This is a genomic window from Clostridium sp. CMCC3677, assembly GCF_023845585.1.
Lineage (GTDB): Bacteria > Bacillota > Clostridia > Clostridiales > Clostridiaceae > Clostridium > Clostridium aquiflavi.
Window position 1 is genome coordinate 218,389 of record NZ_JAMQHS010000004.1, and the last position, 13,681, is coordinate 232,069.

12 protein-coding genes and 1 riboswitch are annotated in these 13,681 nt (G+C 29.1%); all 12 genes read right to left on the reverse strand.

From position 1 onward, the window contains the following. Positions 1-9: 9 nt before the first annotated feature. On the reverse strand, positions 10-891 hold the full coding sequence (locus NG901_RS06420; RefSeq protein ID WP_252212907.1) for a YicC/YloC family endoribonuclease: 882 nt from the start codon (positions 889-891) through the stop codon (positions 10-12). Positions 892-1,411: 520 nt separating this feature from the next. After that, positions 1,412-2,779: an NCS2 family permease gene (locus NG901_RS06425; protein WP_252212908.1), complete on the reverse strand. Its 1,368-nt coding sequence runs from the start codon at positions 2,777-2,779 to the stop codon at positions 1,412-1,414. Between the two features lie 83 nt (positions 2,780-2,862). After that, positions 2,863-2,964: riboswitch (purine riboswitch) on the reverse strand. 100 nt (positions 2,965-3,064) lie between these two features. Further along, entirely contained in the window at positions 3,065-4,063 is a 999-nt protein-coding gene (locus NG901_RS06430; RefSeq protein WP_252212909.1) for an asparaginase, read from the reverse strand. A 152-nt stretch (positions 4,064-4,215) separates the two neighbouring features. Then, on the reverse strand, positions 4,216-4,638 hold the full coding sequence (locus tag NG901_RS06435) for a PBECR3 domain-containing polyvalent protein (RefSeq protein ID WP_252212910.1): 423 nt from the start codon (positions 4,636-4,638) through the stop codon (positions 4,216-4,218). 348 nt (positions 4,639-4,986) lie between these two features. Next, complete coding sequence (gene spoIVA, locus NG901_RS06440) at positions 4,987-6,465, reverse strand: stage IV sporulation protein A (protein ID WP_252212911.1); 1,479 nt, start codon at positions 6,463-6,465, stop codon at positions 4,987-4,989. Positions 6,466-6,613: 148 nt separating this feature from the next. Then, positions 6,614-7,606: an NAD(P)H-dependent glycerol-3-phosphate dehydrogenase gene (locus tag NG901_RS06445; RefSeq protein WP_252212912.1), complete on the reverse strand. Its 993-nt coding sequence runs from the start codon at positions 7,604-7,606 to the stop codon at positions 6,614-6,616. A 2-nt stretch (positions 7,607-7,608) separates the two neighbouring features. After that, a complete protein-coding gene (gene der, locus NG901_RS06450) occupies positions 7,609-8,925 on the reverse strand; it encodes a ribosome biogenesis GTPase Der (protein WP_252212913.1) in 1,317 nt (438 codons plus the stop codon). Continuing rightward, the gene (locus NG901_RS06455) at positions 8,925-10,259 is read right to left on the reverse strand and encodes a DUF512 domain-containing protein (RefSeq protein WP_252212915.1); all 1,335 of its coding nucleotides are present in this window, start codon (positions 10,257-10,259) and stop codon (positions 8,925-8,927) included. Before NG901_RS06455 ends, der begins: the two co-directional genes overlap by 1 nt. A gap of 194 nt (positions 10,260-10,453) precedes the next feature. After that, positions 10,454-11,110, reverse strand: coding sequence for a phosphate signaling complex protein PhoU (phoU, locus tag NG901_RS06460; RefSeq protein WP_252212917.1), 657 nt, complete (start codon positions 11,108-11,110; stop codon positions 10,454-10,456). Between the two features lie 18 nt (positions 11,111-11,128). After that, on the reverse strand, positions 11,129-11,878 hold the full coding sequence (gene pstB / locus NG901_RS06465) for a phosphate ABC transporter ATP-binding protein PstB (protein WP_252212918.1): 750 nt from the start codon (positions 11,876-11,878) through the stop codon (positions 11,129-11,131). 13 nt (positions 11,879-11,891) lie between these two features. After that, on the reverse strand, positions 11,892-12,776 hold the full coding sequence (gene pstA, locus NG901_RS06470; RefSeq protein ID WP_252212920.1) for a phosphate ABC transporter permease PstA: 885 nt from the start codon (positions 12,774-12,776) through the stop codon (positions 11,892-11,894). Further along, positions 12,776-13,666, reverse strand: a complete 891-nt coding sequence (gene pstC, locus NG901_RS06475; protein WP_252212921.1) for a phosphate ABC transporter permease subunit PstC — start codon at positions 13,664-13,666, stop codon at positions 12,776-12,778. Before pstC ends, pstA begins: the two co-directional genes overlap by 1 nt. Between the last annotated feature and the right edge of the window lie 15 nt (positions 13,667-13,681).

The window sequence follows — 13,681 nt, forward strand, 5'->3', positions numbered from 1 at the left end:
TTCCTCCTATTATTCTATATTCTGTACTTGCTCTCTTATCTTCTCTATAGTATTTTTTATATCTATAACTTTATTTGTCATACAAATATCTACTGATTTAGATCCAATAGTATTGGCTTCTCTATTCATTTCTTGAATTATAAAATCTAATTTTCTTCCTATTGGTTCTTCTAATCCTAACGTTTGTCTAACTTGATTTAAGTGACTTTTAAGTCTTACAATTTCTTCATCAACAGCCGCTTTATCAGATAAAATTGCAATCTCTTGAGCAATTCTTGATTCATCTAAATCTATATCAGTTAATAATTCAGATAATCTCTCTTCAAGTTTTTGTTTATAATTTTTAGGAATTTCATCTGCTAATTTTTCTATTTCTATTACAAATTTTTCTATTGTATCTATTTTCATTAAAATATCATTTTTTAACTTTTCCCCTTCTCTTATTCTCATATCATTCATTAAATCAATAGAATTTTCTATCAAAGGCAATAGTTCTTTTAATATTTCTTCTAAATTTTCTTCTTTTTCAACTAAAGTTAGTACATCAGGCAATCTTGATATCTTAGTAGTTGTTATATCATCTACTAAATCTAATTCTTCCTGTATTAACTTCAAGCAATCATAGTATTTTTTAGCCAACTTAATATCAACTGTAGGCTCTATATTTTCTTTTGAATAGCTTTTATAGTTTATAAAAACGTCCACTTTACCCCTATTTAGTTTACTATTAATTAGTCCTCTAATCTTTTCTTCTAGAGATAGCATAGTTTTAGGCATTCTAATATTAATATCTAAGTATCTATGATTTACGCTCTTCATTTCAACTGAAAAAACCATGCCACTATTTTTATCACTTTGAGCACGCCCAAAACTTGTCATGCTTTTAACCATTTTAGCACACCTCCTTCATTTATAAGAAGTAATTCTTTAATTATAATAATTAATTTGCTATGTTAAGTCAACTCTTTGTTCATATTTTATTCATAATTATTTTTTTATTTATTTATAAATAAATAAAGCATGTATCTAATGTTCAATAGTAAACATTAGATACATACTTTTAATTATCCCTTTAAAACTTTAATCCATAGCTGAAAGTTCGCTTTATTTTAAAATAAGGCTCTGTTTAAAATGTGTGTTGATATATGCAATAGGTGAAGTGGCATTGTAATTGGACTTTGAGAATCCTTAAGTGAGAATCTAAATTTTATATTTAGCTTTTCGAACTTACTCAGCGAAGTCGAGTTTCATTTTGATAATCACATTTACTGCTTGTCCTAATTTTATATTGGGAACAAGCTAAAATTGGACTATACTCATTTTAGTATTCCTAAGTTCAATTACTCCGCCCACTTTGCTTATGCATATATCAACACCCTGCTAAAACAGAATCTAAAATAAAAATTTTATATTATAATACTGTTAATTTCACTAAGAAGATAAGCGCTAACATTACCATAACCCAAGAAACTTTTTTCTTATCTTCTTTTTTAGAGAAAAGGTTATATAATAAATTTATAAATACATATGATAATATACCAAATGTTAGCCCATCTCCAATACTATAAGTAAGAGGCATCAAAGCGATTGTCACAAATGCTGGAAGCCCTTCTGTAATTTCATTAAAATCTATGTTTTTAGCTGCTCCAAGCATTAAATATCCCACATATATTAAAGCCGGTGCTGTAGCACATGATGGTATTGCAATAAAAATTGGTGAAAAGAACATTGCAATTAAGAATAAAACCCCTGTTGTAATAGCAGTCCATCCTGTTCTTCCTCCTGCTGCAACCCCTGTTGAGCTTTCTACATAAGTTGTTACTGTTGAAGTTCCAAGGCATGCTCCTACGGTTGTCCCAATAGCATCTGCAAGTAGTGCTTTTCCTGCATTAGGAACTTTCCCTTCCTCATCAAGCATTCCTGCTCTTGAGCTAACTCCTACTAATGTTCCTACTGTATCAAAGAAATCTACAAACAAGAATGTGCATACTACTGTTATAAATAATCCAATATTATCTGGATGAAATGCATATCCTAGATCTACCTTACCTGCAATAGGAGCAATACTTTCAAATTTAAAAATCCCATTTGGTAAATATATACCCAAGTCAGCTGCCACTGATGGATTTTTTAAAGCATATCCCCAAGCCAATAAAGTACTTACTAAAATCCCAACTAAAATTGAACCTTTTATTTTCTTTTTATCTAATACTGCGATAATTATTAATCCAACACAAGTGATTGTAACTGTAGGAATTGTGAAATCACCTAGCCCTAATAAAGTTGCATCATTGTTTACAACTACTCCACTGCCTACAAATCCAATAAATGCAATAAACAATCCAATTCCAGCCGTAACTGCATATTTCATATTCTCTGGAATTGCATTTACAACAGCTTCACGAATTTTAAATAATGACATTAAAATAAATATAATACCTTCTACAAATACTGCTGTTAATGCTACCTCCCATGATATCCCTTTTCCTAATACAACTGAAAATGCAAAATATGCATTTAATCCCATTCCAGATGCTAAGGCAAAAGGTAGATTTGCAAACACTCCCATGAATATTGTTGCAAAAGCTGCTGATAAACAAGTTGCTGTTACAAGCGCTCCACTTGGCATACCTGTTGCACTTAACATGTTAGGATTTACAGCAATTATGTAAGCCATTGTTAAGAAAGTAGTTACCCCAGCTACTATTTCTTTTTTAAAATCAACCTTTTCATTAGAAAATATTTCAAATATTCTTTCAGACTTTTTTTCTTGTTGCATTTTTATTCCTCCTAAATTATTCAACTAAAAAAAATCCCTATGGTTTCATTTGATAACTCATAGCGACTTAATTATTAATAAGAAATTAATATAGTCTTACTCATAGTCAAATTATTTACGGCAATCTGGTAGATACTTGTGAACCATATTATCACAATTATATGAGTTATCCCTTTTACAAATATTATTATACTTATCAATCCGAACATTGTCAATCTAAAAAGGTTTAATCACTTGTTTTTTTCTTATTTTTCCGAACATTTTATTTTATTTCATTTTATTTATTCAGTTTTTTTGTATTTCGTATGTATCTTTTTCAAATATTTCTCTTATTTTAGTTAAATTATCATTATGATTTACAGCTACTAATAATTTTATTCTAGCCTTCTGTCCAGATAATACATCTCCAAATATAACTCCATACTCTCTAAGATTTTTTCCACCACCTAAATATCCATAAGATTCAAATACTCGACCTTCAAAGCACCTTGATACTATTACAACTGGAATTTCGTTTTTAATAGCTCTCTTAATTCCATCTACCATTAAAGGAGGTACATTTCCCCTTCCTAATGCCTCAATTACTACTCCTTTATATTCATTAGAAATAACAAAATCTATAAATTTTGAATCCATACCAGAAACGCACTTAATTAAAGCTACATCTTTTTCCATACTCTTTATTTTAACGTGTATAGATTTAGAATTTTCCCTATAAAAAATAACTCTATTATTATCAACTATTCCAATGGGCCCAAAATTAGGTGTACTAAAAGCATTTAATGCCATTGAATTTCTTTTGGTTACTTCTGTTGCACTATGTAATTCACTATTAAAACATACTAAAACGCCCCTATTTTTAGCACTATCAGAAATTGCTGTGCATATTGATGTAGCTAAATTAAAAGGTCCATCATATCCCAGTTCATCACTGCTTCTCATTGCTCCAGTAACGACTACTGGTTTATCAGTATTTAAAGTTAAATCTAAAAAGTATGCCGTCTCTTCTAAAGTATCAGTTCCATGAGTTATTACAACACCGCTTATATCAGCTCTGTCTAATAATTTTTGAACCAAATTTGACAATTCAAGCATTAATTCAGAAGTCATATGTGGCGATGGTAAATTAGAAAATGTATGACTTTCAATTTCAGCAACCCCCTGAATCCCTGTTACCATTTGCATTATTTCTTCTCCACTTAAACTAGGAACTGCTGCTTTTATTTTTTCATCTACTTTCATAGATATAGTTCCACCATTAAATATTATTGCTATTTTTTTCATCTATTCTTCCTCCATATAAACATAGTTACATTCTAATATATATTTCTATTTTTTATTTTTATCATAAAAATACTCTTGGAAACCCAAGAGTATTTAAATTATTTTGTTAATGTCTAAATATTCTACACTCCATTTAAAGCTTACTTAGTTAATTAAAATATATCCTGAGATTTTTCATCATTGCAACTTATTAGCCTTCCACTATTTAACCTTGAAACTATTCTAGATTCTGTTATAGGATACATAGTTGCTACATATATATATTGACCTTCTTCATCATACTCTAATGCTAAAAGAATATTACTATCAATCTTTTTTACTAATTCTAATGCCCCATCATTACTTCTTAAAGGATCTATTCCTATATAATCTGGGCACCTAATTATCTCTTCCATAATTTTTATTATATGATTTTTAACTCTTTTAGTAAATTGTTTTCCATGTTTTTTTATTATATGATTTATTACTCTGGAAGATATATAAACAGATGATGGAAAGTCATATTCTATAAGTTCTTCAATTAAAGATATATTTAAATTGCCAACTTTCTTATAGATTCTATACATTTTTTTCATGATATCCCTCATTTTATATTCTTTATTTTATTATATAATATTAGGATAGCCTCTTCTATGAATTTTAAAATATTAATATAAAATTTATTAATATGTAGAACAAAATCGCTAAGGCGACTTTGGAGCCGTCGATTTTTTTAGCCATGCGCTCTTTCCAAACGCAGTGCAGGAATAATGGTGCGGCATATAATTATTTTTTATTCTTTAGGGGTACTCATAATACCTTTAAAACACATTATTTTAAAAGTTATCCACAAATTTTTTAATAATATAAATTCCTAAAGAATTAAAAAGGAGTTCAAAGACTCTTTCTCTTTAAACTCCTTTTAAATTATTAATCCCTTAAAGTTAAAGAATTATACAAATCAAACCGCCATTACCTTCATTAATAATTTTTTGAAGTGTCTTTTGAATTTTAACTTGTACATCTTCTGGCATCTTATATAATTTGTTTTGAAGTCCTTCTTTAACTAGTACTTCTAAAGATTTTCCAAACATGTTGCTTTGCCATAGTTGTGCTGGGTCTGTTTCAAATTGTTCTAGTAACCCCTTTACAAGTTCTTCTGATTCCTTTTCAGATCCCATTATTGGGCTAATCTCTGTCTTTATGTCACACTTTATAAAATGTAAGCTTGGAGCACTTGCTTTTAATTTAACACCAAATTTACTTCCTTGTTTTACAATCTCTGGTTCCTCGAATTTCATTTCTGATAGTTGTGGTGCTACCAATCCATAACCAGCTTCCCTAACATCCTCCAAGGCATCTTTAACCTTATCATACTCTAATTTTGCATAAGTTAAATCTTTTATTATACTTAAAAGATCACTTTCTGAATTTACTTCTAAATCACATATTTCACTAAGTATTTTATAAAATATACCATCTTTAGGTTTCATAAGTATATTTGCTGTTCCATTGCCTAAATCAACTTCTTTAATAGATGTTGTGCCCATAAATTCTTTTTCTTCAAAACTATTTAATATATGTTTAACATCTCTAACTTTTGAAATTTCATTACTCATAGTTAAAATGACATCGAAGAAGTTCTTTTTCAACCAATGATTACAGTCTAATTTTTCTAACCATTCTGGCATATCTATATTAACTTCTTTTACTGGGAATTCTCTAAGTACATACTCAAATAAGTCTTCTATATCTTCTTCATCCATATTGTATATATCCATTACTTTTACTGCTACATTATATTTTGCTTCTAATTCATTTTTTAATGCTTTTGTTTCTTGAGAATTGGGTTTATTAGTATTAAGTACAACCACAAATGGTTTATTTATTGATTGAAGCTCATATATAACTCTTTCTTCTGCCTCCATATAATCTTCTCTTGGTATTCCTGTAATACTTCCATCTGTTGTAATTACAAGTCCTATGGTTGAATGATCACTGATAACCTTTCTAGTGCCTATTTCTGCTGCATCTTCAAAAGGAATTTCATACTCATACCATGGTGTATGTACCATCTTACTTTCTTCACCTTCTAAATATCCCAATGCACTTTTTACAATATATCCTACACAATCTACCATTCTAACTTTAAATTTTGTTTCATCTCCTAAATTTATCTCTACCGCCTCATTTGGTACGAATTTAGGTTCTGTTGTGTGAATACTTTTACCTGAACCACTTTGTGGTAACTCATCTTTCGCTCTTTCTTTCTTATAAGTATTATCAATCTTTGGTATTACCATAAGGTCCATAAACCTTTTTATAAAAGTTGATTTACCAGTTCTTACCGGTCCAACTACTCCTACATATATGTCCCCTTGGGTTCTTTCAGCTATATCTTTGTATATGTTAAAGCTGTCCACATTATTCCCTCCTTATTCTTTTTACCAATATATATATATTCTTAAAAAACTAAAAATATACAGATTAAATAAAATTTTAAATAGAAAAGTCCTAAAAAGACTTTATTAACACAGTTATATGGTTAAAAAATTCTTTTTAGGACTAATATTAAAATATTTCACTTTTCTTTTCGCGAAGCATAAGTTCTTCAATCCCTAATTTAGGATCCTTTTTCTCAAATAAAACTTTATACAAAATGTCAGTTATAGGCATAGATACTCCTATTTTTTCTTTCAATTCATAAAAGGCTTTACAAGCTTTTACACCCTCAACTACCATTCCTATTTCTTCAATTGCTTTATCTGCATTCATACCACTTCCAATTAATAAACCTGCTTTTCTGTTCCTAGAATGATTAGAAGTACATGTTACTATCAAATCTCCCATTCCAGTCAAACCATAAAAAGTTTCTTCTCTTCCACCAAGAGCTAAACCTATTCTAGAAATTTCTTTCATTCCTCTGGTCATTAATGCAGCTTTAGTGTTATCTCCATAACCTAAACCATCTAAAATTCCAGCAGCTAGTGCAATTATGTTTTTAACAGCACCTCCAACTTCTACTCCTATCAAATCTTCATTTGTATATACCCTAAAGAAAGAGGTCATAAATAAATTTTGAACTTCACTAGCAGAATTCATATTTTCTGAAGAAACTACAAGTGTTGTTGGCAGTTTCAATACTACTTCTTCAGCATGACTAGGTCCCGATAAAACAACAATTGGATTATTTAACTCTTCCTTAATAACGGCAGATAATCTTTTATCAGTATGTTCTTCGATTCCTTTGGCAATTGAAATTATAATAGTTTCTTGTTTTATTTTATTTTTTAACTGTTTGCAAATACTGCGTATTGTATGAGATGGTATTGCTAAAACAATATATTCAGCATTTTCAGTTGCTTTTTCTAAATTATCAAATGCTTTAATATTACTAGGAATTTCTAAATTTTTTATATATTTATCATTTCTTCTATTAATATTTATGTCATCAACAACTTTTTTATCTCTATTGTATATACTTACAGTATTCCCCTTCTCCGCAAGCAGTATAGCTAAAGCTGTTCCAAAACTTCCTCCACCTATAAAACTTACTTTATTCATTACTATTCCTTCCTTTGTCTATACTCGATTTGTATACCAGTACCTTTAAAATCAAAACTATTTCTTAATTGATTTTCTAAATATCTTTCATAAGAAAAATGTGAAGCACTAGCATCGTTAACGAAAAATACAAACTTAGGTGGTTTAGTAGCAACTTGAGTTGCATAATATATCTTCATTCTCTTAAGGCTAACTATTGGTGGTTCTTTCATTAGTATCGCCTTACTTATTACATCATTTAATATTCCTGTAGATACTCTCTTGTTATAATTGTTATAACATTTTTTAGCTAATTCTAAAATTTTATGAGTTCTTTGTCCTGTTAATGCTGAAATAAATAGATATTCAGCATATGGCATAAATTTCAAACTACCTTGTAAGTCTTTTTTAAACTTCTCCATAGTTTTGTCATCTTTCTCAACAAGATCCCATTTATTTACAAGAACTATAATAGCTTTATTTAACTCATGAGCATAACCTATTATTTTTTCATCTTGTTCTGTTACACCATCTTGAGCATCTATCATAAGTATACATACATCTGCTTTTTCTATTGATGCATATGTTCTTATAACACTATATCTTTCTATTTCTTCTTTAACTTTGCTTTTTCTTCTAAGTCCAGCTGTATCGATTAAAATGAATTTTCCTTGTTCTGTTTCTAAATAACTATCTATAGCATCTCTAGTTGTTCCTGCTATATCAGAAACAATAAGTCTTTCTTCTCCTAACAACTTATTTATCAATGATGATTTTCCTACATTAGGCTTTCCAATCATAGCTATTCTGATATATTCATCCTCTTCAGCATCAGCATCAAATCTATCAAAATGTTCTACTACTCTATCAAGCATATCACCAAGACCTAATGCTTGTGATGCTGATATTGTTATAGGATCACCAATTCCTAAGTTATAAAATTCCCAACTGTTTTCTTCATATTTTAAAGAATCAATTTTATTTACTACTAATACTACTGGCTTTTTACTTTTTCTTAACATATTAGCTACTTCTTGATCCGCAGCAGTTAAACCTTCTTTACCATCAACTATAAATACTATTACATCAGCAGTTTCTATAGCAATATTCGCTTGTCTTCTCATTTGTTTCATTATTATATCGTCATTTGTAGGTTCTATACCACCAGTATCTATCATAGTAAAGTTATAATTTAACCATTCAGCCTCAGCATAAACTCTATCTCTTGTCACTCCCGGTGTATCTTGTACTATGGAAATTCTCTTCCCTGCTAATTTATTAAATAATGTTGACTTACCAACATTTGGTCTTCCTACTATTGCAACTATCGGTTTTCCCATTAAAATTCCTCCTTATATTCGTTTAATATACTAATTAAATTTTCTCCTGTGTAATCTGTTACTATAACTTTTACATCTAATGCCTCTTCAATATCTCTAATTTTCAAATCATCTAGCATAATTTGTTCACTAGAGTCAGCTAATTCATATCCTTTTCTAAACATACAATCAGCCATTAATAAATATTTCGTATTTATTTTTCCTTTTAATTGATTTATTATATCAGTTCCAGTTAAAAGTCCTGTTATAGTTATTGTTTCTCCAAAATAATTGTTTATTACTTTGTATACATCTAATTTTATATTAGGATTTTTTTTCAAAATCTTATCTCTAGCTTTTATAATTTCTTCATAAGCTAAAGCACCTGTTGCGATTGAAAAACTCCCCTTAGAATTTTTATCTAGATCATTTAATGTTTCATCTATAACATCATTAAAGTATCTTACAACCCCTACGCCATCTTCTAGTTGTTCATATCCTCTATAGAAGTCATTACCTGGAACTTCCTTGCCTGAAACTATATAAAATTCATCTGATAGCCTTACAAAAGGTTCATTTACTTCTTTCATAAATTTATCTTGAAGTTCTTTAACCATTTCGATTTCTTTTGCAGATTGCTCCTTAGTAAATGTCTTTACATGTTGAAGTTTTTCTCTAAATTTAGTTATTCCTATTGGAACAACAGCCACACTAGCTACAAATGGATGAAGCTTATATAAATCTTCTATAGTTCTCTTTAATTCATCTCCACTATTTATGCCTGGTATACATACTATTTGAGCATTTATTGTAATTCCTGAATCTGTTAATCTTTTTAATCTCTCTAATATATTTCCTGCAAATCTATTATTCAACATTTTAACCCTAAGTTCTGGGTTTGTTGTATGTACTGATACATTAATTGGACTTATGTGATATTTTATTATTCTATCAATATCTTCTTCCTTCATATTAGTTAATGTAACAAAGTTTCCTTGAAGAAAAGATAATCTAGAATCATCATCTTTAAAATATAAAGTATCTCTCATTCCAGGTGGTAATTGATCTATAAAACAAAAAATGCATTTATTACTACATCTTTTTGCTTTATCCATTATGCCACCGCCAAATTCAAGACCTATATCTTCTCCGTATTCTTTTTCTATTTCTATTTCCCAAATTTCGCCATTTGTTTTTTCTATTTCTAAAACTATTTCTTCATCTGCTGATAAAAATTTATAATCCATAATATCGCCTATTGGAGTTTGATTAATAGATATTAGACTATCATTTATTTCTATTCCAACTTCTTCAGCAATACTGTATTCTTCTACTTTTGTTATAATATTTTTCATTTTTTCACTCCTAATTATAACATCCCATCTTCATTATAGTACGTTTAATTATATAATAACTAACTAGTTATTGCAAACACTATATTTAAAACCATTTTTTATTCATTTTTCCCTAAAATAAACTTTAAGTTTAAACCTTTTTTTTATAAGTAAAGGCTAGGAATAATTTACTTCCTAGCCTCTACTTTATTCTTTTATTCATTTAAATCCACATAAGTTCCGTTCTTTGAAAAAATTGTCCATTCACATATATTAGTAACATGATCTGCAATTCTTTCTAAATACTTTATTACAAATAATAGTTGTGTTCCTTGATTAATTAAATTCTCATTCTTTTTAATTTCATTTATGCAAACACCAAATAATCTTTTATATAAATCATCTATTGCATCATCCATTTTACATATTTTATATGCAAATTTAACATCATCCCTTATATATGAATCTATTGCTAATCCAATCATTTCTCTAACTCTTATTTCCATATCCCACAATTCACTAATATTTTCTTTAAATACTACTCTATCTAATCTTTTAGTTATTTTGCATATATCCACTGCATGATCTGCCATTCTTTCTAGATCTGTTACTATTTTTGATGCTGTAAACACTCTTCTTAAATCTGTTGCAAGTGGTTGCTCCATTGCAATAAATTTTATACAATCTTCTTCTATTATTTTTTGCAACTCATCTACTTTATCATCGTATTTTATAACCTTATCTGCCATATCTGAATCATGATTTTTCAATGAAACCATACTATCATGTATTTGTTTTTCTACTAAACTTGTCATTTTTAATAATTGTCTATTAATTTCTTTAACTCTAGCATCTTGAGATTCTCTTGTCATTAATCCTCACCCTTTCATTTAACCAAATCTACCAGTTATATAGTCTTCTGTTCTTTTATCTCTAGGATTATAGAATATATCCTCAGTTTTTCCAAATTCTATAACTTCTCCACTTAAAAAGAAAGCTGTTTTATCTGCTATTCTTCCTGCTTGTTGCATATTATGAGTTACTATAACTACTGTATAATCTTTTTTTAGTTGCTCTATTAATTCTTCTGTTTTATTCGTTGAAATTGGATCTAAAGCCGATGTTGGTTCATCCATTAAAATAACTTCTGGAGATACTGCTAAAGTTCTTGCAATGCATAATCTTTGTTGTTGCCCTCCAGAAAGTCCCATTGCACTTTTTTTTAATCTATCCTTTGTTTCATCCCAAAGCGCTGCACCTTTTAAACTATTTTCAACAATTTCATCTAATATTTTTTTATCTTTAGTTCCATGAATTCTTGGGCCATATGCTATATTATCATAAATAGACATAGGAAATGGATTAGGTCTTTGAAATACCATCCCAACTCTTTTCCTTAAATATATCTCATCATAATCTTTATATATATCTTTATCTTCAAATAAAACCTCTCCAGTTATTCTAACTATTTCAATCAAATCATTCATTCTATTTAAAGTTCTTAAAAAAGTTGATTTACCACATCCCGATGGTCCTATTAATGCTGTAACTTCATTTTTATTTATATTCATATTTATATCTTTTAACGCTTGATTTTCAGCATAATATAAATTTAAATTCTTAGTTTTTATAATACTCATTCCTTATACTCCCCTACTTTCCACCATAAGATTTCATTAATCTATTTCCTATTAACCTTGCTAAAATATTAAATAAAAGAACTGCTATAATTAATACTGCTGCTGTCCCATTAGCAATTTGAGCTGCATCTACTACTATTCCTTCAGAATTTAATTTCCAAATATGAACAGCCAAAGTTTCTGCTGGTCTAAAAAGAGAAAATGCCGATTTATTTCCAACCAAACTTATTTGATTAAAATTTAAAGCTCCTGAACTTAATCCTGCTGTATACAGGAAAGCTGCTGCCTCTCCAAAAATTCTACCTGCTGATAATATTATTCCAGTTAAAATCTCGCTCATGGCTGTTGGCACTGTAAGTTTAGATATTGTTTGCCACTTACTTGCACCAAGTCCTAATGAAGCTTCCTTTACCTTCTTGCTAGCTGCTTTTATTGCATTTTCTGAAATTCTAGTCATAGATGGTATATTTAATATACTGACTGATATAGCTCCAGCGAGTATTGAATATCCCCAACCTGCCATATTAACAAACACTAATAGTCCAAACATACCTATAACTATAGATGGTAATGAAGAAATTGTTTCAAGAGACATTCTTATTATGTTTAAAAACTTTCCTTCTTTTGCATACTCAGCTAAGTATATTCCTGCACCTATTCCTATTGGTACTGTTATTATTAATGAAACAATAAGCATATAAAATGAATTAAATAATTGTGGTCCTATTCCTCCACCAGCTCCTGTTAATTTAGGTTTTCCAAATAAGAAAGAAGGTTTTATCATATTTCCACCTTTATATAATATATAAGCAATAAATGCACCTAACAAACCTACTATAAATATGCTTATTATATAAAACACTACAGTGGCCATTTTATCAACTTTTTTAGCATCCATTATACTGCACTCCTTTTTTCTATCTTTCTAACTATTACTATAAAAATAAATGAAATAACAAGTAATATTAATGCTAATGTCCATAATGCGTCATTCCACATTGTTCCACCTACTGTATTAGCCATATCCATTGTTATAATACTAGTTAATGTAGACATCGAAGAAAGAAGTCCTTCTGGCAATTTAACAGTATTACCAATTACCATTTGTACTGCAAGTGCTTCTCCAAACGCTCTTGCTATACCCAATACCACACCTGTCAAAATTCCTGATTTCGCTCCTGGTACTATTACTCTGCTTATTGTCTGCCATCTTGTCGCTCCTAATCCATAAGAAGCTTCTATATGATCATTAGGTATATTTTTTATTGCATCTATAGCTAAAGTAGCAATTGTAGGTAATATCATTAATGATAAAACTAATATTCCTGATAAAAGTGAGAATCCCATTCCTCCAACATTGTTTTTTATAAATGGTACCAATACTGATATTCCAACCCACCCATAAACAACTGATGGTATTCCAACTAATATTTCTAATGATGGTTTTATTACATTATTACCAAACTTACTAGAAATAATGTTAGTAAAAATAGCTAGTGCAACTGCAATAGGAGCACTTAAAATTACAGCTCCTATTGATACACATGTAGAACCTAAGATGAATGCTAAAGCTCCAAAGGAAGGCTGCTCTTGATTTGGCTTCCAATCATTTTTAAATAAAAATTCAGTTATGCTATATCCATTTTGGGTAAATGATTTAATTCCTTTTGAAGCTATAAATAATAATATCAAGCCTGTAATTACTATTATTAGTATTCCACATAGAGTTGCAAAGCCCTGACCCAAATATTCATTTTTAAGCCTTTCCTTAAAACTTCTCTTTTTCATCTTTTAATCATCCTT

What these genes read in the sequence shown, in the direction of transcription:
- der (WP_252212913.1), bottom strand. Translation starts at nt 8,925, where the DNA reads ATGGGAAAACCGATAGTTGCAATAGTAGGAAGACCAAATGTTGGTAAG.
- pstC (WP_252212921.1), bottom strand. Translation starts at nt 13,666, where the DNA reads ATGAAAAAGAGAAGTTTTAAGGAAAGGCTTAAAAATGAATATTTGGGT.
- NG901_RS06435 (WP_252212910.1), bottom strand. Translation starts at nt 4,638, where the DNA reads ATGAAAAAAATGTATAGAATCTATAAGAAAGTTGGCAATTTAAATATA.
- NG901_RS06455 (WP_252212915.1), bottom strand. Translation starts at nt 10,259, where the DNA reads ATGAAAAATATTATAACAAAAGTAGAAGAATACAGTATTGCTGAAGAA.
- pstA (WP_252212920.1), bottom strand. Translation starts at nt 12,776, where the DNA reads ATGGATGCTAAAAAAGTTGATAAAATGGCCACTGTAGTGTTTTATATA.
- NG901_RS06445 (WP_252212912.1), bottom strand. Translation starts at nt 7,606, where the DNA reads ATGAATAAAGTAAGTTTTATAGGTGGAGGAAGTTTTGGAACAGCTTTA.
- NG901_RS06420 (WP_252212907.1), bottom strand. Translation starts at nt 891, where the DNA reads ATGGTTAAAAGCATGACAAGTTTTGGGCGTGCTCAAAGTGATAAAAAT.
- NG901_RS06430 (WP_252212909.1), bottom strand. Translation starts at nt 4,063, where the DNA reads ATGAAAAAAATAGCAATAATATTTAATGGTGGAACTATATCTATGAAA.
- phoU (WP_252212917.1), bottom strand. Translation starts at nt 11,110, where the DNA reads ATGACAAGAGAATCTCAAGATGCTAGAGTTAAAGAAATTAATAGACAA.
- pstB (WP_252212918.1), bottom strand. Translation starts at nt 11,878, where the DNA reads ATGAGTATTATAAAAACTAAGAATTTAAATTTATATTATGCTGAAAAT.
- NG901_RS06425 (WP_252212908.1), bottom strand. Translation starts at nt 2,779, where the DNA reads ATGCAACAAGAAAAAAAGTCTGAAAGAATATTTGAAATATTTTCTAAT.